This is a genomic window from Burkholderia sp. MSMB1588 (assembly GCF_001546925.1).
GTDB lineage: Bacteria > Pseudomonadota > Gammaproteobacteria > Burkholderiales > Burkholderiaceae > Burkholderia > Burkholderia humptydooensis.
This window is the reverse complement of the sequence record NZ_CM003770.1, coordinates 1,354,848-1,380,851: the sequence shown is the minus strand read 5'-3', so window position 1 is coordinate 1,380,851 and position 26,004 is coordinate 1,354,848. Positions and strand designations below refer to the sequence as shown.

At 71.6% G+C, this 26,004-nt stretch carries 4 protein-coding genes; all 4 read right to left on the bottom strand.

The window, feature by feature from the left end; genetic code table 11:
• Positions 1-50: 50 nt before the first annotated feature.
• Positions 51-1,310, bottom strand: coding sequence for a hydroxymethylglutaryl-CoA synthase family protein (locus WS92_RS05465; RefSeq protein WP_171845185.1), 1,260 nt, complete (start codon positions 1,308-1,310; stop codon positions 51-53).
• A 49-nt stretch (positions 1,311-1,359) separates the two neighbouring features.
• Positions 1,360-2,244, bottom strand: a complete 885-nt coding sequence (gene fabD / locus WS92_RS05460) for an ACP S-malonyltransferase (protein WP_015602775.1) — start codon at positions 2,242-2,244, stop codon at positions 1,360-1,362.
• 67 nt (positions 2,245-2,311) lie between these two features.
• The gene (locus WS92_RS05455) at positions 2,312-11,488 is read right to left on the bottom strand and encodes an alpha/beta fold hydrolase (RefSeq protein WP_059931882.1); all 9,177 of its coding nucleotides are present in this window, start codon (positions 11,486-11,488) and stop codon (positions 2,312-2,314) included.
• A gap of 1 nt (position 11,489) precedes the next feature.
• Entirely contained in the window at positions 11,490-25,988 is a 14,499-nt protein-coding gene (locus tag WS92_RS05450) for an SDR family NAD(P)-dependent oxidoreductase (RefSeq protein ID WP_059931880.1), read from the bottom strand.
• Positions 25,989-26,004 lie beyond the last annotated feature (16 nt).

The following is a 26,004-nucleotide window of genomic DNA, read 5'->3' as shown; positions in this document are numbered from 1 at the left end:
CCGGCAAATACCGTCGTCGAGCCGGACCCGCAGGTTGTGCCAGGTCCCGCTCAGCTCACCCATTCGTACTCCCGATGGAAGTCGCGAATCGACTTCAGGAACAGCGTCGGCCTGCGATGCACGCCGCGCGCCTGCCGGAGCAGCGTCGCATCGGCGTCGAGATCGCGCGTGCCGAAGCGGATCTCGCGACTGCGCGCGAGCACGGTCTCGTATTCGTCCAGGGTCATGTTGTAGCGCCGGTCGAGATGCTCGCCGATCCCGAGTTCGGCAAGCCGGCGCGCGCCATCCTGCGTCGCGACGCCGCTGAAGAACTCGGAACAGCAACCGGAGCCGTAAGAAAATACGCCGACGCGGCGCGGCTCGCTGAAATCGCCGTGGCGGATCGTGCTCGCGAGCGACAGCGCGGCGGTCGCGCCCATGATGTTGCCGACACGCTGGCAGTAGGCGAGTCCGGGCGCCACGCGTCGCTCGAAATCCGCCTCGATCGCAGGCGGCTTCGCCATCGCGAGCTTGCGCATCATCGTGCGGTGCGCGCCCTTGACCATACCGCCGAACGGTGTGTGGAACGCGAGGTAGGAGAATGTCGCCGCAAAGTCCGCGTCAGCGACGCGCTCGCGATAGTCGAGGAACGCGTTCTCGCAGCAAGTCAGGTAGGACAGCAGCGAAAGGTCCGCATTGCCGGCGTCGGCATCCGCCGCCGGACGGCAGGTGTCCATCACCTCGTAGCCGTAGCAGCCGTTCGCGCCTGCATCGATCTGGAACACGTGCGGCTGGTCGCTGACCAGCATCGCGACGGCGCCGGAGCCGCCGCTCGGTTCGGAGAACGACCAATCCGCCGACAGCGCGTCGCCGCGATCCTCGACCATGAAGCGCGACACGTCGGTCGCCAGCACCAGCGCCTTGCCGCCGGGACGCGTTCGCGACAGCACGAAGTTGATCGCCGTCTCCAGGCCCGCCGTGCCCGAATAGCAGGCCCCCTTGATCTCGAAAATCCGGCAGTGGCGGCCCAACCCGAGCAGGTCGTGACAATACGTGCTCATCGATTTGCTGAAATCGAAGCCCGATTCCGTGCAGGTGATCACCATCCGGATCTGGTCGCGCTCCTGCTGCGTCAGCGCGTCGACGATCGGCTTCGCGGCATTGACCGCGAACGTCACCGGGTCCTCGTACGGCAGCGCAACCGTCTTCTCCTTCATCAGCAGATTCTCGAAACGCCGCATGTCGAGGCCGCGATGACGGGCCAGGGCCGTGACGTCGAGGCGGGCCACGCCCGCGTACAGATTCATTGCTTCGATTCCGACCATGTTCACGTTCTTCTCTCGCCTTCTCTGGGGATTCATCCGGTGCCGTGCCGCCGCGTCACGCGCCCGGCAACGGCTCGCGCTCGATGTGGCGCTGGAGCCGGCTCAACACGTCGCCCGGCCCGACCTCGTGAAATTCGCGATAGCCCCGCGCGAGCAGCCATGAGACCGACTCGTACCACCGCACGGGACTGAACATCTGGTTCACCATTGCCGGCCGATAGTCGCCAGCCGGATAGGCACGCGCCGTCCAGTTCGAGACGACGCGCATCCGCAGCGGCCGCAACCGGATGCCCGACAGGAAATCGGCGAAACGCGCGGCCAGCGCCTTCATGCGCACGGAATGAAACGCGCCGCCGACGTCGAGCGCAATGAAGCTCGCGCCTGCCGCCTCGAACCGTTGCGCGAGCAACGGTTCGGCGAGCTGCTCGCGCGCCCCCGAGATCACGCATTGCAGGCGATGGTTGAGGTTGGCCACCTCGGGTCCCGGCTCATTGTCATGAATTTCGCCGCGGTAATGGTCCAATATTTCCCGGACACGACGCTCATCGATGCCGGACACCGCGGCCATCGCGCCGCCCGGCGCCTCGCTCATCAGGGCGGCGCGCTTTGCGACGATCGCGAGGCCGGTGGCGAAATCGAATGCGCCAGCCGCGAACAGCGCCGCGTATTCGCCGAGGCTGTGTCCGGCGACGACGTCGGGCGAGGCCTCGCCGGCGTCGATCCTGTTCAGATACGACAGGCAACTGACGACATACAGCGCCGGCTGCGTGAAGCGCGTGTCGCCGAGCTCGCGACGCGGATCGTGCGTGCACAGCTCGGCAACGTCGTAGCCGAGCTGCTCGCTCGCACGCGCCGTCAGCGCCGGATATGCGTCGAACAGCTCGCGCCCCATGCCGCGGCGCTGAGCGCCTTGTCCGGGGAACAGAAAGACTTTTCTCATGTGAAGGGCTCGATGGGATGGGTCGGATGCAAGACGCCGCCGCGCGCATCGCGGCGACGCCGGACGGTCAGACCGTCACCTCCAGGTGCTGCCGCAGCCGCGCGTTGAACCAGCCCGCGTGCGTCATCGGCAAGTAGTGGCCGGCTTCGTCGAGCAGCTCGAGCGCGGCGCCGCCGAGCCGCGCGTGCAAGCGCCTTGCCACCTCGGGCGGCACCACGCGGTCGCAGCCGCCCGCGAGCACCAGCACCGGAAACGGCGGATCGGCGAGGCGCGCCTGCGCTGCGGCGTCGGCGGCGAAACCCAGGTAGACGTCGAGGATGCGCGCGTCGTAGCAAGCCTTGATCGCACGCGGGTCGCCCTCGAAATGACGGTCCACCTCGGGCATCACCTGTGTCGAGATCTCGTCGACGAGCACGCGCATCGCGCGGTCGATGCCGTCCCTGCCCGGCGCGTCGAGCGCGTTCACCAGCGTCATCGACGCCACTCGACCGGGATCGGCGCCCGCCATGCATTGCGCGACGAGCCCGCCCAGCGACCAGCCGACGAGATGGACCGGCGCGTCGACGCCGAGCCGGTCGAGCGCCGTCCAGAAGAGCCGCGCGACGCCATCGAGGCCGTCGCCCGTCGCCCGCAGCGCATCGGCGCCGGTGCTCGCCGCATGGTCCGGGTAGTGGCAGACGATCACCGAATGGTCGGCCGCGAACGCGCGCACCTGGTGCAGCCACGCCGTGCCGAGGCAGGCCATCGGCATCAGCAACAACAGCGGCGGCTTTTCGGGCGCGACGTTGTGCAGGATGTCGAGCACGACCTCGTCGTCGAGCGCGAGCAACTCGCGGCCGAATCCGTCGAGCGCGCCGAACGCCATCCGGTAGTAGCGCGCGAACGGATCGTCGGGCGCCGGCGCGGCAGCCGTGCCGGCCAGCTCGTCGCGCCGGGCGCGCTTGCGCAGGCCGGCGCGCAGCGCACCGACATCGCGATGCCGGTAGGCATCGCCCACGCTCAGCGTGACGCCGAGCAGATCGCCGACCTCGCGCACGCGCTGCATCAGCGTGCGCGCATCAGCGTGCGGATCCCCGTTCGCCGCGCCGTCCCCTTCCCGCCCGTCGACCAGAAGATGCCGCACGCGAGCGTCGAGCGCGTCGAGCGCGTCGTCGCCGGCCGCGCGAGCCTCGCTCCGCGTCAGCGCGTGATCAAACGGGTATGACGGCAGATCGGCCAGCGCCACCGCGCGCGTGTCCCAGGCCGCCCGCCAGTCGACCGCGATGCCGTCGAGCCAGAGGCGCAGCGCGTATGCGAGCTTTCCTTTCTCGAGCCATTGCCGTGCGAGCGCCCTCACGTCTTCGTCGCCGTCGAACTCGTGGCGCGCTTCGGCGACGCGCGCCACGCGATAATCCGCGAGCGCCGCCTCCGTCCCCGCCGCTGCGTCACCGAACAGCCGCAGTTGCTGTTGTAGCGCGTCGGACGTTCGCGCCACCACGCCGAAGCGCCAAGCCAGCGCGTCGCGCCCTGTCTGCAAGGTGTACGCGATGTCGCGCAGCGCCGCTGCGCCAGCCTCGCCGGCCGGCACGTGCCGCGCGATATGCGCCGCCAGCGCGCGCGCCTGCGCGCGCAGCGCGGGCTCGCTGTGCGCGGACAGCAGAAAGACGCGGGACGCCGACGCCGGCGCCCCGATCCCATCCTGGCGATCCGGGGCGGCCCGATACTCCAGCAGCACGGCGTGCGCATTCGCGCCACCTGCGCCGAAGCTGCTGACGCCCGCACAGCGCGGCTGGCCGTCACGCGTCGCGGGCCAGGGCTGCGACGCGTCCCCGGCTATCGCCAAGCCGCTGCCGGCGAGATCGACACCGGGATTCGCATCGGGCGACAGCGGATGGCCGGGGATCGTTGCGAGCCGCAACATCAGTGCGGTCTTGATCACGCCGGCCATGCCGCTCGCCGCCCCGAGCGGCCCGAACCGCCGGCCGAGCGAGCCGACCGTGCAGCGCGGGGCATCCGCCGGTACGGCTTGCCCCCCTCTCAACTCGGCGAACGCGTCGCACAGCGCTTCGCGCTCGATCGCATCGGCCAACGCCGTGCCGGCGCCATGCGCCTCGACATGGCCGATCCGGGCCACGTCGACGCCGGCCCGCCGGTATGCTGCGACCAGCAGTTCGCGCTGCGCGTCGACGCTTGGCGCGGCCGGCGACAGCGTGCGTCCGCCGTGGTTCTCCGCGACCGCGGCAATCACCGCGTGAATGCGGTCGCCGTCGCGCAGCGCGTCGTCGATGCGCTTGAGCAGAACCATGCCGATGGCGCCATCGGCGTCATGCGATGCGATCGGACCCACGCCGCCCGCGACGACGAGCGCGCCACGTCGCTGCCGAAGATGCTCGACGCCGCGCGCAAGTGCGGCCAGCGAACTCGAGCAGCCGGTGTCGATGGCGTGGCTTGGGCCGCGGAAATCGAATTCGAACGAGATCCGGTTCGGCAACGCATGCAGCGCGGGCACTGCCGCGGGCAGGCCTGCGTCACCCACTTGCACGTCGTGCTTCGCCGGCGAGGATACGCCGAGGTAGACGGCGGTATCGCTGCCGTGCAGCGCGGCGGGCGCCATCCCCGCGTCCTCGAACACATGCCAGGCGGTTTCGAGCACCGCCACGAGCGGCCGGTCGGCCGGCAACGCCGCCGGATCGGCGCCGAACCAGTTCGACGTCCCGGCGTCGGGCCGCGCCGCCGGGGTAGCGTCGTCGCCTGCCGCGCCGGCCGGATTCGATGCGGCCGCATCGAGCTCGTCCGCCGCGCCGTTCCCCGCGCCGTGCGGCGCGATCAGGCGCTGCCGGAACGCATCGAGCGTCCGCGCACCGGGAAAGCGAACCGCCATGCCGACGATCGCGATCGCCTCGCCATCGCCAGCGGCGCGGCCCGGCGCTCGCGCCGGAGACAGCGCGCAATCGGCCGCCTCGGCGCCTTGCGCAACGGATGGCGCGGCCGTGGCCGGACGCGACGCATCCCGCCGTTCGGCGCGGCACTCCGTGAGCAGGCCGACCGCGAGGTTCGGATACGCGCGCAGCAGCCCGTCCGCCAGTGCGCGGACGGTGCCGTGCTCGAAGAACATGGTCGGCATCGTGTCGATCGCGAAGCGGCGGTTCAGGCGGTTCGACAGCTCCGTGAAGCTGAACGAATCGAGGCCGCACTGCGTGAGATCGTCGTCGATCCCGATTTCGTCCGGATCGATCTTCTGCAACGCGCCGATGAGCTCGCGCAAGCGGCACTGCAATGCCGGCCGCGCGTCATGCGCGTCATGGGCCGCGTCGGCGATGTCGGCGGCCCGGCTCGCGGCCGACGGCGCCGCGTCCTCGCGCAGCGTCACCATCACGAGCCGCTTGAGCCGCATCACCGGTCGGCCGTCGAGATCGGCGACACGGATGTCGCAACTGCGCGTGCGCGCGCCGGCTACGCCCGGCGCCGTGCGGATCGCCACCCGCACCTGGCGCGGAAAGGCCCGGTACAGCAGGCATTCGTCGATTCCGTAGGGCACCGCGAGTCCGTTGGCCGCACCGTCGCGCCCGCACAGATCGACAATCGCGAACAGCAGATCGAACATCGACGCGCCCGCAGTGTCGGCGGCGGCGTCGGCCGGCGTTTCGCAGGCGAGCGTCAGGCGGACGGTGTCGCCATCAGCGTCGCCGTCGACGATCCGCACGCGGTTCGGCAACCGCGGTACATCGCCGGTTTCGCCGGCGAGCGAGCCGCCGAACCGGCGCACGACGCCCGCGAGCCCATGCGGCGCGGCGGCGCCGTGCGCGAGATCGTGCCAGACGTCCGCGCCCGGCGCGGCCGCGACCCAGCCGAGCTCGCACTGCGCATGAGCGCTCGCCGGCTCATCCTCTCCTTCGCCGCTTTCGAGCGTGACGGCCCACGCGTCGTCGCGCGCGACGACATGCAGCACCGCGTCGCGCCCCGGCGCACTGACGAACAGCGGCTTGTGCCACGTGGCGCGGCCGATGCGCAGCACCTCGGCGGAATCATGCGGCAGCGTCTCGGCCACGATCCGCGCCAGGTCGAGCAGCGCAACCGCCGGCAACAGCGCCTGCCCGTCGATCCGGTGAGCACGCAGGTAGCGGTCGTCCGGCGCGAAGCGGCACGGGTAGACGCGCGCGCCGCCGTCGTCGCGCCAGGCCGCCGGCGCACGCATCGGCACCGTCGTCGCCTTGTCCGCGCCGTGGCTCGACGCCGGTGCGACGCTCGCCGCGGTATCCGGCTTCACGCGCCGCGCGCTGTATCCCTCCAGGCTCGCCCAAGCCCGGCCGTCGGCGTCCAGCAGATCGACATCGAGTTTCACGACCGGGCTGCCTGCCGCGCCGGCGCGCCGGCGCAAACGCACCCAGCGCACTTGCCCCGATGGGCCGGGGGCGCGATGGCAACGCAGCCGTTCGAGCGCGAACGGCAATAGCGGCATCGCGGCGCCGTCGGCGGCGCTGCCGCGGGCGGCGTCGAGCGCCGCGAGGCCGAAGCCGATCGACGCCTGCAAGGCGCTGTCGAGCAGGCCCGGCACGAGCAGGTAGCCGGCGGTGCCGGGCGCGTCCGGCTCGAGCGCACGCATGCGCGCCAACACCTCCTCGCCGTCGTGGAACAGCGCGTCGATGCACCGGTGGCTCGGGCCGTAATCGAAACCCAGCTCGGCGAAGCGCCGATACAGCCGCGCCCCGTCGATCTGTGCGCCGCGCGTATAGACGGGCAACTGCTCGACGACGACGGCGGGCGGCGCGGATATCGCGTCGATCCGCTCCCGAACGGCGATGCCTTGGGCATACGGCTGCGCGTCATCGGCGCGAGCGCTGCCGACCGTGAAGCGGAACGCATCGCGACCATCCACGCCGGTCTGGCGGCCCTGCGTCGCAACGGGCTCCATCGTCACTGCGATCCCGGCCATGCCGTCGGCCGCCGCGAGCGGCCGGGTCCAGACAACGTTGTCGAGCCGGTAGCCGATCGCGTGCCGCTCGCATTCCGGCGTCGCGAGCGCGGCTGCGGCCACGAACATTTCGCAGTACGCCGCACCCGGCAGCGTCGGCACGCCCCGCACGCGATGGTCGCGAAAGAACGGCTCATCCCCGGAGAAGGTGCTGACGAAGCGCAGCGAGCGGTCGGCCCCGCTCAGGCCATGCAGCAGCGGATGCAGCGCGGCGAAGGCGCGCGGGCGTGCGCCCGGCGCCGCGCCCGCGCGGATCGCGGCAGCCATCGGCGCCGCCGGGCCGCCGCGCGGGGCGCCCGCGCCGTCGCCGCCGCGCGGCGTGACCCAGTGCCGGGTCGCCGCGAACGGGTAGCTCGGCAGGCTGAGACGCATGGGCCGTGTGTCGCCATAGCAGGCCGCCCAGTCGATCCGCGCGCCGCCGACCCAGCGCGCGGCGATGCGCATCACGTCATCGCACGCCTCGCCGTGCGCCGGACCGACACCGTCGGCGATGCCGGTCAGCAGGCGCGCGTCGCCGCGTCCGTCCTCGAGCCAGGCTTCGAGCCGCGCGAGCGCCGCGCGCAGCGCGTCGGCTGCGGGCGCATCGTCCACCAGCAAGGCAAGCCGGTGATTGAGCGGCTGCCGGCCGGCCTGCAGCGTCCAGGCGATCGACTCGACCCCGGGTTCGCGCTGGCCGTGCAATCGATGACCGCCGTCGCGCAGATAGGCGACAAGCCGCTCGACGCTCTGCCGCAGTTGAACGGCCGTGCGCGCCGACATCACCCACAGTCGCGCGACGGCCGGCCAGCACGCGTCGACGGCAAGCGCGGGCAGCGATTCGCGCACCAGCAGATGCCCGTTCACGCCGCCATAGCCGAAATTGTGCACAGCGGCGACGCGCGGCACGCGGCGTCCGTCGATCTGCTTCGGGCGCCACTCGGCATGCTCGGTCAGCAGCCGGCCCGCAAACGGTTCGTCGTGCCGCCAGTTGAGATGCCGGTGGTGCAGCACGGGCAACAAGCGGTCATGGCTCAGGCAGAGCAGCACCTTGATCAGCGCCGTCACGCCCGACGCCGCGCCGAGATGGCCGATGTGCCCCTTCACGCTGCCGATCGGCAGCGGCTCACCGCCCGCGCGGGCGCCGTACAGCGCGTGATAGACCTCCAGCTCCATGCGGTCGGTCAACTGATCGCCGCTGCCTTGCGCCTCCAGGTAATCGACCTCGGCGGGCGACGCGCCGGCCTGGGCCAGCACGCTCCGGATCAGCGCCTCGTGCGACGGCGCATGCGGCGCCGTCAGGAAACGGCCCTGGCCGCCGTGCGTCACGTCGACGGCGCGGATCACTCCGTGCACCGGATCGCCGTCGCGCAACGCCTGGCGGAGCGGCTTCAGCAGCACGAGCCCGAGCCCTTCGCCGAACAAGTGCCCCGACGCGTCGCGGTCGAACGGCTTGATGTGGTCGCTCGCGGTCAGCATTCCCATCTTGCGGTTCAGCACGAAGAGGCCCGGGCTCAGCAGGATGTTCACGCCGCCCGCGAGCGCCATCTCGGACTCCGCGCTGCGCAGGCTCGCGACCGCCGCCCGGATGGCCGCCATCGAGCTCGAGCACGCCGTATTGAGCGTGACGCTCGGCCCGGTCAGGCCGAAGAAGAACGACACGCGATTGGCCAGCATCGCATGCGCGTTGCCGGTGTTGATGTAGGGGTCGACATCAACATCGGCGTCGGCGATCAGCGATAAATAGTCGTTCTTCTCCGCACCGAAGAACAGTCCGATCCGCCGACCGCGGATCGAATCGGGCGCGATCGCCGCGTTCTCGAACGCCTCCCACGCACATTCGAGCAGCAGCCGTTGCTGCGGGTCCATCAGTTCCGCCTCGCGCGGCGAGATGCGGAAATGCGCGGCGTCGAAGCGGTCGATCGCCGTCAGGAACGCTGCGTGACGACAATCAGTCTTGCCCGGCTCGCCGGCCGCGTAATCCTGCCAGCGCCAGCGGTCCTCCGGAATCGTCGTCACCGCGGTGCGATTCTCGACGAGATTGCGCCAGAAGCCGGCCAGGTCGTTCGCGCCGGGAAAGCGCCCGGCCATGCCGATGATCGCGATCTCCTCGGCCGCGGCCGGCGCGGGATCGGCATGCGGCGGCGCCGACTCGTGCGCGCGATGCGCCCCAGGCGCGGCCGGCGACGGGCGCGCCGCGAGATGCGCGGCCAGCTCGGCGAGTGTCGAGCACGACAGGAACAGATCCGTCGCGAGCGGGCGGGTCGGGAAGTCGCGCGCGATCAGCGTCGCGAATTCGTTGAGGCTAATCGAATCGAAACCGAATTCCGACCACGGCGTTTCGATGCCGATGTCGGCCACGGGCAGCTTCAGGATCGCCGAGGCCTGTGCACGTAAGCCGTCGAGCAGCGTATCGGCCGCCCGCGGCGCCGCGGCGCCGGGCCGTGACGCCCTCGTGTCGCCATCGCCGGCGCGGGCGGCCTGCAGGCGCGCACGCAGCCAGTCGCCCAGCTCGCGCAGCGTCGGATGGTCGAGGAACACGCCGACCTCGAGTGCCAGGCCGGGATAGCGCTGGCCGATCGTGGTCGCGAGTTCCGTCAGCAGGATCGAGTCGAAGCCATAGTTGCTGAACGGCGTGTCGGCGTCGATCGCCTCCGTCTCCATCTTCAGCGTCCGCGCGACCAGCTCGCGCAGACCGTCCTGCAGATCGTCCGCTGCGCCGCGCGCGGCGGGCGTCTGCGGAGGCTGCGGAGGCTGCGGCGTCGAGAGAAACACGCGGTCGATCGCCGCACGCTCGCCCGGCAGCACGACGACCTGCGGCGCCGGACGTTGGAGCAAGGTCAGCAGACTGTCGATGCCCTCGTCCATGCCGAGCGGCGTAAGGCCGCTGTCGGCGGCAAGCCGCTCGAGGCGACGCGGATCGGCATGCATGCCGCCTTCGAGCCAGTACGGCCAGTTGATGCTGAGGTAGCGGCAGCCGCCCGCGGCGTCGGCGGCCGCTTGCCGCAGCCGGCAATATTCGTCCATGAAGCCGTTGCCGCTCGCGTAATCCGCCTGGCCGGCGCTGCCGGCCAACGATGCGATCGACGAAAAGCAAACGAAGTAGCGCACGCCGAGACGAGCCGCGTGGCGGTCGAGCAGTTGCGTGCCGAGCACCTTCGGCGCGAGCACCGAGCGGATGGCGTCGAGCGGCTTCGCGCGCAGCGGCGCATCGTCGATGGCGCCCGCGGCGTGAAAGATCGCGGCGAGCGGCGCGGAACCGCCGAACTCCGCCAGCAGCGCGCGCACCCGGGTCGCATCACTCACGTCGGCGCAGACATAACGGACCGCCGGATGCCGCGCGAGCCAGTCGCGCTGGCGGGCATCGAGCGCGTCGGCCGAGCGGCGCCCGCACAACACGACGCGCAGCGCGAAACGGCTCGTCAGGCGCGCCGCGATCGCAAGACCGAGCGCCCCCGCCCCGCCCGTGATCAGGACCGTCTCGCCGCGCGAGAACGGCTCGGCCGCCGGCGCGACCAGCGCGTCGGTTTTCGCGGCAAGCGCGCGCTCGCAGCGCCGGCCGTCGATCCATCCGATGTCGCGATACTGCCCCGGCGCCAACTCGGCCAGCTCGCGCGCGGCCAATGCGGGCGTTGCGCGACCGAGGTCCGCGTTGGACAGCCAGACGCCGCCGCTCGCGAAGCGCGGGCTTTCGAGCGCGGCGCTCTTGGCGAGCCCGTGCCATGCGGCGCCGATCGGCAACGCATGGCGCAGCGGCGTCAGATGCAGCAGATGACAGCGCGCGATGGGCCTGCCGAGCAGGTCGCGCACCAGCGCAAAGGCCGACAGCACGCACGCCAGATAGCGATCGGGCGCGTGGGCGTCGTGTTCGGCGCGCTCCGGCGCGAGATCGTCGATCAGCAGCACGGCCACGCGCGCGCCATCGCCCACCGCGTCGAGCGCGCGAAACGCCGGTTCCGGCCGCGTCGCGTCGGGCGCCTGCGCATCGGCCTCGATCCGCACGATCCGCGCCCCCGGAAAGGTCGCGGCCAGTTCGTCGCCCCAGGCAGCCGCGACGCACGCCTGGCCGACCAACAGCACCGTGTCGAACGCCTGCGCCGACGCCTCGCGATACGGCCGCGCATGCCAGTGCGGCGTCGCGAAACGCGGCAGGCGCGCCGCATCGACGCCGGTCGCGTCCGGGGCCGCGCCCCCCGCACGACCCGCGTCGTCGGCGCGCAACGCATCGCGCAGACGCGCGAGCAACGCGATCCCGTCAGCCTCGTCGAGCGCGCCGTTGCGCAGCCGATCGAATAACGCCTTGAAGTTGTCGCTCATGTCAGTCGTCCTGTTTCGCCAGGGCGTGCAGCACGCCCTGCATGTCCAGCTCCCCGGCCCTGAGCCGCGCCAACAGCGTCCGGTAGTCGTCCCACTCGGGGCTGCCCGGGCTCGGCGCGCGTTCCGCCGCCGGCTCGCCGCCGGGCGGCGCGGCGCCGTCATCGCGCAGGATGTATTGCCGCTTCCAGTCGAGCGTGATCGCGTCGGCCGCGTGCCGGCCGGCATGGCGGCAGTCGTCCTCGTCGATCTCGCCGCGCGCGAGCAGCTCGCGCAGCGCCGCGTCGCCTAGCCCTGCGAGCAGGCGGTAGCGGACCGTGTCGAGCGCCGCACCGGCACTGCCGCTCGTCAGATTGCGGCGGTTCAGCGCCGCCAGGCGCGCTGCCGCGTTGGGGTCCGCATGCTCGCCGCGCAGCCGATAGATCGGCGGAAACGGCGGCAGATTCACGAGCCGCCAGAACTCGCGGAATTCGCGCGCCGGATCGGGCAACAGGCCGAGCCGCAGCCCGAACACCACGTTCGCGATCGGTCCGTTGATCGCCGCATGGCGCCGGTCGAGACGATAGTCGAGCTCGCTGCCGGCCAGATCCGCACGGCCCGACATCACGCGCGCGTACCAGCGGGCAACCATTTCGGGGAAGAAGAAGGTGCCGGAGTACGCGACGGGCAGCGGGCACGAGGTCGAGACAAGGCTCGGCCGCTCGCGATGGAAGATCCCCATCGCGAAATCGGCGCGCATCGATACGTCCGGCAGGCAATCGAGCCGTTCGTCGATCTGGTAGCCGGTACAGAACACCACGGCGTCAATCTCGACGTAGCGCCCGCTGCGCCGGAAGCGGCAGCCGTGCGCGTCGAACGCCTCGATTTCGTCGATGACGGCCTCCACGCGCCCGCTCGCGACGAGCGAAACGATGCCGTCGTTGATCTGCACGACCGGCTGGCGACGGAAATCGTCGAGATCGGGCAGCAGACCGCTGTCCTGGTACTGGCGGAAATACTCCGGCATCGAATAGCGCACGCGCTCCATCATCTGCGCCGGATCAACGTTCGCGAGCAGGCTCGCGGGCGACTGGAAATCGTTCGGCACGAAGCCCGTCATGCGCGGCATGATGAATTTCGGCCGGCGCATGGTCCAGATCACCTGGCTCGCGCCGCGCGCGGCCTCCTCCGCGATGTCCATGCCGCTGATGCCGTTGCCGACGATCAGCACGCGCTTGCCGTTCAGGCAGCGCTCGTCGACGTATTCGGCGGAATGCAGGATCGTGCCCCGGAAGGTATCGAGGCCGGCGAACTCGGGCCGCCACGGCTTCCAGTACAGCCCCTGGCACAGCGCGACGCCGTCGTAAATGCCGGTATGCGCGACGCCGTCGCGTTCGGTGGTGACGCGCCACTGCTCGCCGTGCGGCTCGACGCGGCGGACTACGGTGCGATAGCGGATCCGCTCCGTCACGCCGAAACATTCGGCGTAGTCGCGCAGATAGCGATGCATGTCGGCGACGCCATGAAAGTGCCCGTCGACCGGCGCGCCGTCGAAGTCCGAGAACGCGCTCGTGTACTTCGACGTCTGGAAGCGCGTCTTGCGGTAAGCGCCCGCGCGCTTGTTCTCCGTGTGCAGCAGCCAGACGCCGCCGAGATCGGCTTGCCGCTCGAACACGTCCGGCCGGTGCCCCTCCTCGAGCAGCGACTTGGCCATCACGAGCCCGGCCGGTCCGGCGCCGATCACGGCGATCCGCTTGCCGAGGCCGCGCGCTGTCGATGCTGTCGATGCTGTCGACGCTGTCGATGCCGTCAATGCAGGCGACGCAATCGATGCGGCCGAATGCGGCGGGTCGATCACCGGCGGCGCGCCGCCGATCCAGTAGCGCGACTTCACGAATGCGTAGCCCGGCAGCGCGATCCGGCGCGGCGACAGGCCGTCGAACGCGCGCGCCTCGCCGCCCGTCTCGCCGCCCGCGACCCAGAGGGCCGCCGCCGCATGCGGATCGCCATCGGCAAGCGCCCGGGCAATGCGCGCCGAGCGGTCGGCCGCCTGCGCGGCCGGCGCCGCGCCTTCGTGGATGCCGGCCCGCGGATCAACGCCGCCGGCGAGCCAGCCATCGAGCCGCTCGATCAGGCCGGCGAGCGACGAAGCGACGATCGCCAGACGATGCCGGAAGGTGGCGCGGCCGATTTGCAGCGTATAGGCCACGTCGACGAGACGGGGCGCCGAAACGGCCGCGTCCTGCGCCACGAGCGCATCGCGCAGCCGCGCGGCGGCGGCCCTCAGCGACTCGGGGCGCCGTGCCGACAACACCACCAACTGCTCGCGCGAGGCCGCGTCGGCGATCGCGGGCGGCGCGGCCGCCGGCGCTTGCTCGACCACCATGTGCGCGTTGGTTCCGCTGAAGCCGAACGAGCTCACACAGGCCATCCGCGGCGCGCCGTCGGCCGTGCGCCACGCCTGCGCCACGCGCGGCACGTGGAACGGCGAGCGCGCGAGATCGATATGCTCGTTGACGGACTCGCAATGGAGCGTCGGCGGAATCGTTCGATGCCGCAGGCTCAGCACCACCTTGAGCAGCCCCGCGATCCCCGCCGCGAGGGCCAGGTGTCCGATGTTGCTCTTGACCGAGCCAATCGCGCAGTAGCCGGTGCCGGCATCGAATTCGCGAAACGCTTCGGTCAGCGCCCGCACCTCGATCGGATCGCCGAGCTTGGTGCCGGTGCCGTGCGCCTCGGCCATCATGATCCGCTTCGGATCGATGCCGAAGCGGCGGTAGACGCCGCTCGCGAGACGCCGCTGCGCGTCGGGATTCGGTGCGGTAATGCCGTTGGTGCGGCCGTCCTGGTTGATGCCCCAGCCGCGGATCACGCCGTGGATCGTGTCGCCGGCGGCAAGCGCTTCGTCGAGCCGGCGCAGCAGCACGGTGCCCACGCCCTCGCCCGGGACAAAGCCGTCCGCGGCGCCGTCGAAAGTGCGGCAGCGGCCGGTCGGCGACAGCATGCCGGCCTTGCTCGACAGGATGTGCAGGGTCGGGCCGGCCATCACGCAGACGCCGCCCGCGATCGCGAGGTCGCAGTTGCCGAGCAGCAGGCTGTTGCATGCCTCGTTGACCGCGACGAGCGCCGAGGAACAGGCGGTATCGATCGCGAGGCACGGGCCGTCGAGATTGAGGAAGTACGGCATGCGCGCCGACAGGATCGAACTCGCGCCGCCCATGAACGACTGGGCGCCCGCCTCGTCGCGCCGGCCAAGATCGGCGTAGTCGCCCGTCGCGCAGCCGACGAACAGGCCCGTGCGCTGCGTGGCGAGACTGAACGGGTTGTAGCCCGCGTGCTCGATCGCGTGCCAGCAGTTCTCCATGAAGACGCGCTGTTGCGGGTCCATATGCTCGGCCTCGCGCGGCGAGATGCCGAAGAATTCGGCGTCGAACGCGTCGGCGTCGTCGAGCAGGCCGATCCAGCGGCTGTAGGTTTTGCCTTTTGCCTGCGGATCGGGGTCGTAGTGGCGGTCGAGCGACCAGCGGTGCGGCGGCACCTCGACGATGCTGTCGCGCCCTTCCACGAGGTTGCGCCAGAACGCGTCAAGATCGGCCGCGCCGGGAAAGCGGCCGGCCATCCCGATGATCGCGATGTCGACGCGCTCGGCCGACGCGGCGCGACGCGGCGCATCCGCGGGCGTCGGCGGCGGCTCGGGTGTCGATCCGACGGCGGGCGGCGCCTGCACGGTCGCGAGTGCCGGCGCCTGCGCAGCGATGCTGGGCGGCGCAGGTTGAAGCGCCGGCCGAGACGCCGGTTCCGATGCCGCTGTCCGCGCGGCGCGATCCGCAGCCGCGTGCGCTGCCGCGTCCGGCCCGGCCGACGCGCCCGCGTCGGATAGATGGGCGCACAGCGCAGCCACGTTCGGATGCTGGTAGAGCTGGGTCGGCGACAGGTCGACGGCAAGCCGCTCATGCAGCTTGCGCGCCCAGGTCACCGCGGTCACCGAGTCGAGCCCCATGTCGACGAAGCTAGCGTGCGCGTCGATGTCCTGCGCGTCGAGCTGCAGCTCGGCTGCAAGCGTCTGCCGCACGATCTCGACAATCGCGATGCCGGCCGCTGCCGCGGGCGTCGGCTCGAGCGTTGGCTGGGGTTTCGGCCCGGGCGCTGGCGCGGCGGCCGGCACGCCATCCGTGGCTTCGCGCAGGTACGCGAGCAGCTTCGCGACGCTCGGATACTGATAGACGTGCGCGGGCGTCAGCTCGATCGACAACGCCCGGCCGAGCGTGCGGGCCCAGGTCACGGCGGTCACCGAGTCGAGGCCGAGATCGACGAAGCCCGCCTCGTCGTCGAGTTCGTCGGCGGATAGCTGGATTTCCGCGGCCAGCGTCGACTTCAGCAAGGCCGCCAGATCGCGCGCGGGCGCGCTCGGCATGTCGGCGGCCGGCGTCGCGCCGACACCGTACGCGCGATCGATCCGCCGCGCCACGTCGGGGTTGTGATGGAACGTCTGTTCGTGCATCGCGAGTTCCTTGCGTATCGCCGCAGGCATGGCCTGCGCGAGCGCCGCAAGCGCTTGCCGCTTGTCGCGGATCAGCTCGTTGCGTGTCCGCTGCGCGGACCATTGCGCAGCAATCCGGCGCGCCCGCGCGAGCACCTCGCCGCGCGGCGCCACCGACAGGCCGGGCAGCCGCTCGCGCAACTCGCGCCCCTTGTAAGGCCGCGCCCCGAGCAGGATTTCCCGGCCCAGGTCGAGGCCGAGCCGCATCGGGAACACGAGCGTGGAGCCCGCGCCCGGCGTGAAGCCATACGACAGGTACGGGCTGTGATAGACGCTCTCCTCGGCGAACAGCACCGCGTCGCAAGCCATCCCCATCGCCCAGCCCGCGCCGATCGCGTGGCCCTGCATCGCCGCGATCACCGGCACCGGGCAGGCGAGCGGCAGCTCGTAGAGACGCGCATCGGTGAATTTCGCGTTGCCCTGCTGGATTGCCTGCAGGCCCTCACGGGTCCCGCCCGTCGCGAAATAGTGGCCGTGGCCCGTCAGGATCAGCACCTTGCACCCGGGTGTCTCGCTCGCCCAAGCGACGACCGCCTCCATCGCGGCAACGAGCGCCGGCGTGAACGCGTTGCGGGTGGCCGGATCAGAGATTCGCGCGACCGCGACGCCGGCATCGTCGAGCGTCAGCTCGACGCACGAATGCGGCAGCGCCACTGGCCGGCCGGAATCGGCCGCGGCGGCGACGTCCGCGAGTTCGGGCTCGTGTGCGCGATCCGCGAGCACCGGCCACGACGACGGCGCGCCGAGCGCGCCCGCCTCCGAGAAGAACGCGCCGCGCCAGTGCGCCTTGAGCAGGCTGGCCGCGCGGCCGCCGCCGGCGACGAGCGCCTGCGTCGCCGCGAGCGCCTCGCCGCCCATCGCCTGCGCGGGCACCGCATGCAGGCCGAGATTCGCCGCCTGCCAGGTCTCGCCCGTGCGCACCGCGCCCGACAGCATCGCGGCGGCGCCGGGCCGCGCGCCGAAGCGCGCGCTCAGCAGTTCTTCGGCCGCACCGGACGGGGGCGTCGCGCAGCCGTAGCGGCTGCCCGAGTCGACGATCAGCAGATCACAGGCGGCGCCGATCAACCAGCCGAGACCGATCGCATCTCCAGGGAGCGCGGCCAGCACGACCGGCGGCGCGCCTCCGATCGCGGCGACGAGCCGGGCGAGCGCGCCGTCGGGCACATCGTCGAGGGCGTGGTGAAATCCGTCGCGCGGGCCGTGCAGCAGCACGGCGTCGACCGGCTCGCCCGACACCGGGCGCTCGAACAGCTCGAACAGCTCGGTGAGCCGCGCCACCAGATCCGCCGCGCTCCAACCGGCGGGCAGATCGACATGGCGCAGCGAGGGATGCGCGTCGTCGCGCCGCGCGATGAGCGGCTCGGCGGCCGGCGCGCGTCGCGCCGTCGAGTCGGGTTGGGGAGAATGCGCAGCCGATCGGGAGCGCGCGGCTTCGGCCGGCGACATCAGCGTGATCCGCGCGTCGGACAGCATGCCGCCCGGCGCGATGAAGCGGCGCGGCGCGGGCAGCCGGATCGCGCCGGCGCAAGACGCGTGCGGCCCGCCCGTCGCGGCGTCGGCGGCTCGCGCGACGGCGTCACCCGCCGCAACATCGAGCGCCAGCGCGGGCGCGAGCGTATCGAGCCAGAAACGCTGCGGCTTGAACGGATAGGTCGGTACGGCGATCGCACGAGCCGGCCGCGCGCACGGCGGAGCCTGCCCGACGCGCCAATCGATGTCGGCGCCGCGCACCCAGGCGCGCGCGCAGGCATCGAGATCGTCCGGCGCAACCGCATCGGCATCGGCGGCGACATCGACATCGACGATACGGCCGCGGTGGAAGCCCTCGACGGGCTCGCCGCGCCGATGCGCGCGCAGCACCTCGAGCAGTTCCGTCGTCGAACGACAGACGACGGCGCAACGTTCCGCCATCGCACTGCGGCCTGTCTGCAGTTCGCGGCATAGCGCCGTGAGCGGGCCGCCGCCATCGGCGAGAAACGCGATCATGCGGTCCAGGTACGCGTCGAGCCTATCCGCGTTGCGGGCGGACAGCACGAACACGGCCGGCGCTGCCCCCTCGTCCGCACCGTTGCGCGCGGCGGCGTCCGCCTCGGCGTCGCGGTACTGCTCGACGATCAGATGCGCGTTCACGCCGCCCGCGCCGAACGACGAAATGCCGGCCCGCAACGGCGCATCCGCGCCGGGCTGCGGCGTCCAGTCGCGCAACATGTCGCACATCACGAAGCCGCTGCCGTCGAGCGCGATCTCCGGATTCAACTCGGCGGCATGCAGCGTCGGCACGAGCTTGCGGTGGCGCAGTTGCAGGACGACCTTCGTCAGCGCGGCGATACCCGCCGCCGCCTCGAGATGCCCGATGTTCGATTTCACCGAGCCAAGCGCGCACTGCACGCCGGCGCCGCGTTCCCCGAATGCCTGCACGAGGCCGCGAAACTCGATCGGATCGCCAAGCGCCGTGCCCGTGCCGTGCGCCTCCAGATAGCCGATCGATGCGGCATCGCAGCCGGCCCGCGCCAGCGTCAGGCGAATCAGCGCCTGCTGCGACGCCGGACTCGGCACCATGTAGCCGTGCGTCTTGCCCGAGTGATTGATGCCGCTCGCGCGAATCACGGCATGGATCGCATCGCCGTCGCGCCGCGCCAGCGCGAGCGGCTTCAGGATCACGGCGCCCACGCCCTCGCCCGGCACGAAACCGTCCGCGCCGGCGCCGAAGCTGCGGCAGCGCCCTTCGGGCGACAGCATGTGGCCCGAGCACAGCGCGACGTAGTTGGCCGGATGCAGGTACAGGTTGACGCCTCCCGCGATCGCGATGTCGCAATCGCCGCGGCGCAGCCGTTCGCAGGCCTCGTGGATCGCAACGAGCGAACTCGAGCACATCGTGTCGATCGCGAGGCTCGGCCCGGTCAGGTCGAGGCAGTACGACACGCGATTCGCGATCGAGCCGAACGAGGTGCGCGGCAGAAAGGCCTTGTTCTGACGCCAGAATTGCGGCCCATACAGCTCGAAACCCGTCTTGGTCGCGCCGACGAACACGCCCGCGCGCGCCCGATGACGCTCGACGAGCGCCTCGCGGCTGTAGCCCGCGTCCTCGAGCGCCTCCCACGCGCATTGCAGGAACAGGCGCTCCTGCGGGTCCATCAGCCAGGCGTCGCGCGGCGCGATCGAGAAGAACTGCGGATCGAAATCCGCGAACCCATCGAGGAAGCCGCCCCACTTGCTGTAGCTGCGTCCGGTGCGCGAAGCCTCGTCCTTGTCGGCGACGTAGAATCCGTCGAGCGACCAGCGCTCGGCCGGAATCTCGTCGATGCAATCGACGCCGCCCGCGAGATTGCGCCAGTATTCTGCGAGGTTCGCGGCCTTCGGATAGCGGCCAGCGATGCCGATGATCGCGATGAGATCCTCGTCGCCAGGGTTCGCGGCGGCGCGCGCCGCATCGCCGCCGATCGCGCGGCGGACGTTGTCGCCGCCCGTTGCGCGAGGCGGCTCGGCCTCCGGCGCGGCGGGCGCATCGGCATGTTCCGGTTCGCCGGCCCAAGCGCGGCTTTGCGCCGGATGCTGCGCGACCAGATGCGCGGCCAGACTCGCGAGCGTCGTGTGTTCGTAGAGCAACGCGCTGCCGATGCCCGGATAGTGTTTGCCGAGCGCCTGCTGGAGATGGATCACGCGGACCGAATCGACACCGTAGTTCTCGAACTGGGCGCGCGGGTCGATGCGCTGCGGCGACAGCTTGCAGAGCCGGCCGAGCAGTTCGCGCAGCCGGTCGGTGACGCGCTCGTCGAGATCGGCGCCGTCGCGCGCCGCGGGCGATGTGCCGCGCCCGGCCGGCACGGCGCTCGCTTCGCCGGCCTGCGCGGCCGCACGCATGCGCGCCGCGTCGCCATGGACCACCAGCAGGTGCTCGCCCGCATGCGCGAGCGCGCATTTCAGCGCACGCATGCCGTCGTCGGCGCCGAGCGGCAACATGCCCGCCTCGCGCAGCAGCCGCGCCGCATGCCCGTCCGGCGCCATGCCGTCGCCGTCCCACCACGGCCAGCCGATCGATATCGTGCGGCCTCGACAGGCGCCCGCCGCGGCGCGGGCCTCGCGCCGCGCCGCGTAGCGGTCAAGGAAAGCGTTGGCCGTCGCATAGTCGCTCTGGCCCGCGTTGCCCATCGCGCCCGACAATGACGAATACAGCACGAAAAAATCGAGCGGCAGATGACGCGTCGCGCGATCGAGATTCACCGTGCCGGCCACCTTGGGCGCGAGCACCTCGCGCAAGGTCTGCGCCGTCTTGCGCGACGCGGCGCCGTCGCGGGCCACGCCGGCCGCGTGGAACACGCCGTGCAGCGCGCCGTGCGCGCGCGCGACGTCGGCCACGAGTTGCTCGCAGGCCGCGCGATCGCTGATGTCGGCTGCGCGGTATTCGACCGCGACGCCTTGCGCGCGCAGCGTGTCGAGCGATGCGCCGGCCGGCGTGCCCGCCAGTTCGGACGCGGCGCGTCGGCCGACCAGAACCAGAGTCGCGGACGGCATTTCACGCGCGAGATGGCGCGCGAGCACGATGCCGAGCGCGCCGCCGCCGCCCGTGATCAGGTAGACCCCGCCTTCGCGCCACGGCGACCCGGCCGGCTCCCTCGCGTCAGTCTCGCGCCACACGCGGCGCGACAGCTCGCCGTCGTGAAAGCGGACCAGTGTGGCGTGCGGATGACGTGCGGCCAGCTCGGCCTGCTCGCGCATCGCGCGCGCTGCGGCATCGGAGATCACCTCGCCGCACAGCACGAGCTGGCCGGCGAAGCCCGGGTATTCGAATGCGAGACTGAGCAGCATCGCTTCCAGCGCGCTCAGCAGTTCGCCGCGCTCGCCCGGCGGCACGAGCAACTGCACGCGCACGGCTGCGCCGGATGCGGCGGCGAGCCGCGCCTGCAGATTGGCGAACACCGCCAGCGCCAGCTCCGTAAACGCCTCGTCGATGGCCTCGGTGTCGGCATGAGCCGCAGCGCCGACGATGTGGCCGCAATCCGCCGGCCAGCACGCCGCGAGCCGTTGCGCCGCGTCGGCGTCCCAACCGCACAGCAACACGTCGGGCTCCGATTCGGCCATGCGCGCGCGCGCGTCGCTTGCCGCCGCGTCCGGCAAGCGTTCCCAGTCCGGCACGCGGTAGCCGAGGCTCGGCGCAGCCGCGATGCCGGCGCCGCCGCTGCGCTCCGGCGCCGCATGCGGCGTATCGACGTCGGGCACCGGCAGCCAGTAGCGCTCGCGCGCGAACGGATAGGTCGGCAGATTGACGCGGCGCGGCCGGCGCCGCCCGACGCCGTCATACAAGCGCGCCCAGTCGAGATCGACGCCCTCGGCCCAGACCGTCAGCAGCTCCGCGTGCTTGCCTTTGGCGAACCAGTTTTCGACGAGCGCGTGGCTGTCCTGGTCCGCGCTGAACAGCGGCAGCAGTCGGCTGCCGCTCGCGCGCGTGCCGGAAAACACGCGGCGCGGGTCAGGCCGGCCGTCGAGATAGCCGTTGAGCAGCGCAAGCAGTTCGTCGCGCGACGTCGCGATGAATGCGACGCGCGCCTCCCACGGCTCGCGCCCGGTCTGCAGCGTATAGGCGATGCTCGCGAGTCCCGCGGGCGGGCGATGCCAGTGACGTGCGCCGCCCGGCGCCCGCGCGCAGTCGGCCAGATAGCGGGCCAACGCGCCGGCCTGCTGCGCCAGTTGCTCGGGCGTGCGTGCCGACAGCGGCACGAGGCAGGCGCCGCCGCCTTCGTCGTCGATGGCATCGTCGCCGGGCCGCGCATAGTCCTGCAGCACGAAATGGGCGTTCGAACCGCCCGCGCCGAACGACGAGACGGCGGCGATCCGGCGCCCCGCCACGCCGGCCCACGGCCGCCGTTCGCGCACCACGGCGAATGGGCTCGCCGCGAAATCGATATGCGGATTCAGCCGTTGCGCGTGCAGCGACGGGAACAGCTCGCCGGCACGCATCTGGCCGATCACCTTGGTGAGCGCGGCCATGCCCGCGGCCGCCTCGCAATGGCCAACGTTCGACTTGACGGAGCCGATCGCGCAGAACTGCGTGTCGGCCGTATCGCGCGAGAAGGCGCCGGCGAGCCCCGCGATCTCGATCGGATCGCCGAGCGAGGTGCCCGTGCCGTGCGCCTCGACGTAGCTGATCGCGCGCGCGTCGACTTGCGCCTGCTTCAGCGCCTGGCGAATCACGTCCTGCTGGCGCTGCGGCTGCGGCACGCTGTAGCCCTGGCTCTTGCCGCCGTGATTGATCGCGCTGCCCCGGATCACCGCGTAGATCGGATCGCCATCGCGCTGCGCATCGGCAAGCCGCTTCACGCAGACCACGCCGACGCCCTCCGACGGCACGTAGCCGTCGCCATCCGCGCCGAAGCTGTGGCAGCGGCCGCGCGGCGATACGAATCGGCCGCGGCTCAGCAGATGGTACTTGTTCGGATGCAGGTTCAGGTTGACGCCACCGACGAGCGCCATGCCGATGCCACCCGAGGCCAGTTCGCCGCAGGCGAGGTGCAGGCACGTCAGCGAACTCGAACACATCGTGTCGATCGCGAGGCTCGGGCCGCGCAGATCGAGCGCGTAGGACACGCGATTGGCGATGCTCGCGTAGCTGCTGCCGACGAGTCGTTCCGGATCGTTGTTCGCGCACTGGATGTATTCGCTATACATCACGCCGACATAGACGCCCGTCTCGCCCGCGCCGGTCCCGATGCCGGCCGCCTCGCGCTCACGCCTCTCACGCGCGAGGCGGCCGCGCGAGTAGCCGGCATCCTCGAGCGCGGCCCACGCATGCTGCAGGAACAGGCGCTCCTGCGGGTCCATGATCTCCGCCTCGCTCGGCGAGATGTTGAAGAACAGCGGATCGAATTCGTCGACGCCGTCGATGAAACCGCCCCACCGGCTCGCGTGCGCACCGGGACGATGGCCGTCGCCGTCGCGGTGAAATGCGCGCCAGTCCCAACGCTCGGCCGGAATCTCGCGGACCGCGTCGACGCCGCCCGCGAGGTTGTCCCAGAACTCGGCGACATCGGCCGATCGCGGGTAGCGTCCGGACAGGCCGATGATCGCGATGTCCGAACGCGCCGCGTCGCCCGGCGTGGTGGCGTCGAAGGCGCGCCGGGCGATCGGCGCTTCAGCCGCCGCTTCGGCCGGCGCTTCAGCCGGCGTTTCGATCAGCCCCTCGACCGCGCGAGGCGCGGCGGTCGGCGCGGTGCGCGAGGCCGCGCCCGGCGCCGCCATTGCGGCCAGCACAGCGAAATGCCGCTCGGCGAAATGTACGGCGAGTTCGTCAATCGACGGGTACTGGAAGAACAGCGTCTTCGGCAGGATACCGAACGTTTTTTCGAGCTCGCGCGTCGCCTTCATCATGTCGACCGAATCGATGCCGTATTGGTCGAGCGGCTGGTCGGTCCGCAACTGTTCGGGCGGCAGCTTCAACTCGCCGGCTACGATCCGCTGAAGCAGCCGCGCGGCGGCGCCGCGCAGGGCCGCCGCATCGGCGCGTGACCGTTCCGGCGCGGGCGCGGCGCCGGCATTCGCGCTGCCGGCCTCGGCGAGCTGCGCATCGGCGGCGCCCGTCAGGCTCCGTTCGAGCCGCCGGCGATCGCCGGCGGCCGCGACCAGTTCGACGCATGGCGCCGCGAGCGCACGGCGCAGCGCTTCGACGCCGAGCGCGGCATCCATCGGCCGCATGCCGGTTGCGCGATGAAGCCGCTCCGCATCCGCCATCGCGGCAGCCATGCCGCCGTCCCAGAGCGGCCAGTGGATGCAGAGCGATCGGCCGCGCGCGCGCCCGGACTCGACCGCCGCGTGCCGCCGTTCCGCATACGCGGCCAGATATGCGTTCGCCGCCGCGTAGTCGCTTTGTCCGACATTGCCGAATACGGCGCTGCCGGACGAAAACAGCACGAAGCAGTCGAGCGGCATATGTCGCGTCACGCGATCGAGGTTCGCGGCGCCGAGCACCTTCGGCCGCATCACGCGTCGCCACGTCTCGTCGGTCTTGTTCACGAGCAGGCCGTCCTCAGCCACGCCGGCCGCATGCAGCACGCCGTGCAACGGGCCGTGCTCGCGCTCGATGCGCGCCACCACCTCGGCAAGCGCGTCGGCATCGGTCACGTCGACACGGTAGCGCGTCACGTGGGCGCCCGCGTCGGCAATCTCGCGCAGACGCGCCTGCTGCCGCGCGTCGAGCGCGTCGGGGTCGCCCCGGCCGAGCAGGAAGAGGCGCGGCGCGGCGACCGATGTCGCAATGTCGTGCGCGAAAGCGAGGCCGAGATGGCCGGCGCCGCCGCTGATCAGGTAACGGCCGCCGTCGCGCCATCCATGCGCGGGCGCATCGGCTGCGAGCGGCGCCCAGCGCCTGGCCTCGCGGCGCGCCGCGTAGCGCACGTAGTCGGCGCTGTCGCGCGCGAGCGCCTCGTCGACGAGCGCGTCGGCGATCTCGCCGACGCCGGCGCGCGCTGCCCACGCGACGCACCGCGTTTCGCACTCGGGATATTCGGCCGCGACGCATTTCAGCATCGCATGCGCGCTGCGCACGAGCGGCGACGCATCGTCGATCGCCACCAGCAATCGTTCGGATAACTGCAACGGCGTTGCGAAGCAGTCCTGCAGACAGTGTTTGAGGCGCAGGCTGGTTTCGATCGGATCGTCGCATTCCGGGGCCGGGCCGCACTCGACGCGGACGATCTCCGGCCGCGCCGATCCGGCCGGCCATCGCGCCTGCAGCGCTGCCGCGAGCGGGTCCGCCGCGCCGGCCTCACCGGGCGCGATGCCTTCGCCGTCCCGGCCGAGATCGCCGACCAGCAGGATCCGGTGCCGCGCCGGTTGCCGCGCGGCGCGCGCGTCGGCCGCGAGCGGCTCGTCGCGCCATTCGGGGCGCGCGAGCAGCAACGCGTCGTCGCGCGAGGCGCGCGCGCGCCGGGTGCGCGAGGTCAGCCCCTTCAGCGCGACGCAAAGCCGGCCGTCCGTGCCGTACAGCGCGACGTCGAGGCGCGTCGTCGCGCCGGCGTCCGCCGCGTGGCGCGTCACGCGCACCCGCATCCGTGGTTCGCAGGCGCGCCAAACGGCGATCTCGTCGACCGCGAACGGCAGGCCCGGTTCGGCGCCGACCGGCTCCGCCAGATAGAAGCCGGCGGCGGCCTGCAGCGCGCCGTCGAGCAGGCTGGGATGCAGCCACATGGCAGGCAGGCTCGCCGCGAGCGGCGCCGGCAGCGCGAGATCGGCGTGCAGTCGGTGCGGCCCGTGCAGCACGATACGTTGCAGCGCGCGCTGCCGCGCGCCGTATTCGAAGCCGCGTGCGGCCAAGAAGCGGTAGCAGGCGTCGGCGTCGTAGACGGGCGCGCCGGATCTCGCGTCGGGCGCATCGGCTTCGGTATCCGCCCCTGTTTCGGCCTCCGTACCGGCATCGACGCCCGGCATCGGTTCCGGCAGGTAGACGCCGGTGCAGTGCACGCTCAAGCCCGCGTCGGCGGCCAGCGCCGCGCGCGGACTCGCGTCGAGACATGGTGCGACCTCGGCAAGCGCGCGCCCGGTCGAGGCGAGCGTGAAGCCGATTCGTCCGCGCGCGTCGGCCAGCAGTTCGACGACGAGCAGCCGGTCCGCATCGTCGCCGTCACCGTCGATCGCGAGCGGCCGTTCGAGGCTCACGTGCGTGAGCGCGAAACCTTCCGCCGACGCGAAGCCCGCATGCCGGAGCGCGGCGCGCACGAATTCGAAGTAGGCGGCGGCCGGCAGCACGCGCACGCCGTCGACCCGATGATCGGCGAGGAAAAATTCGCGTCCGGTCAGCGCGCAGTACAGCAGCGCACGCGCGCCGCCGTTCGCGCGGCGTGCCGCGTCGGCCGGCGGCGCATGCAGCCAGCGCACCGCGCCCGTGTCGTCGACGCAGCCCGAACGCCGGTAATGGCGCAGCAGATCGAGCGCCGCATCGCGCGGCAGGCCGTTGCGCTCCACCTGCCCAAAGATGTCGAGATGATAATTAGCCATGAGATTTCCGTGGGAG

Bases quoted from the DNA above. Each gene is read 5' to 3' on its own strand.
- fabD (WP_015602775.1), bottom strand. From the start codon at position 2,244: ATGAGAAAAGTCTTTCTGTTCCCCGGACAAGGCGCTCAGCGCCGCGGC.
- WS92_RS05455 (WP_059931882.1), bottom strand. From the start codon at position 11,488: ATGAGCGACAACTTCAAGGCGTTATTCGATCGGCTGCGCAACGGCGCG.
- WS92_RS05450 (WP_059931880.1), bottom strand. From the start codon at position 25,988: ATGGCTAATTATCATCTCGACATCTTTGGGCAGGTGGAGCGCAACGGC.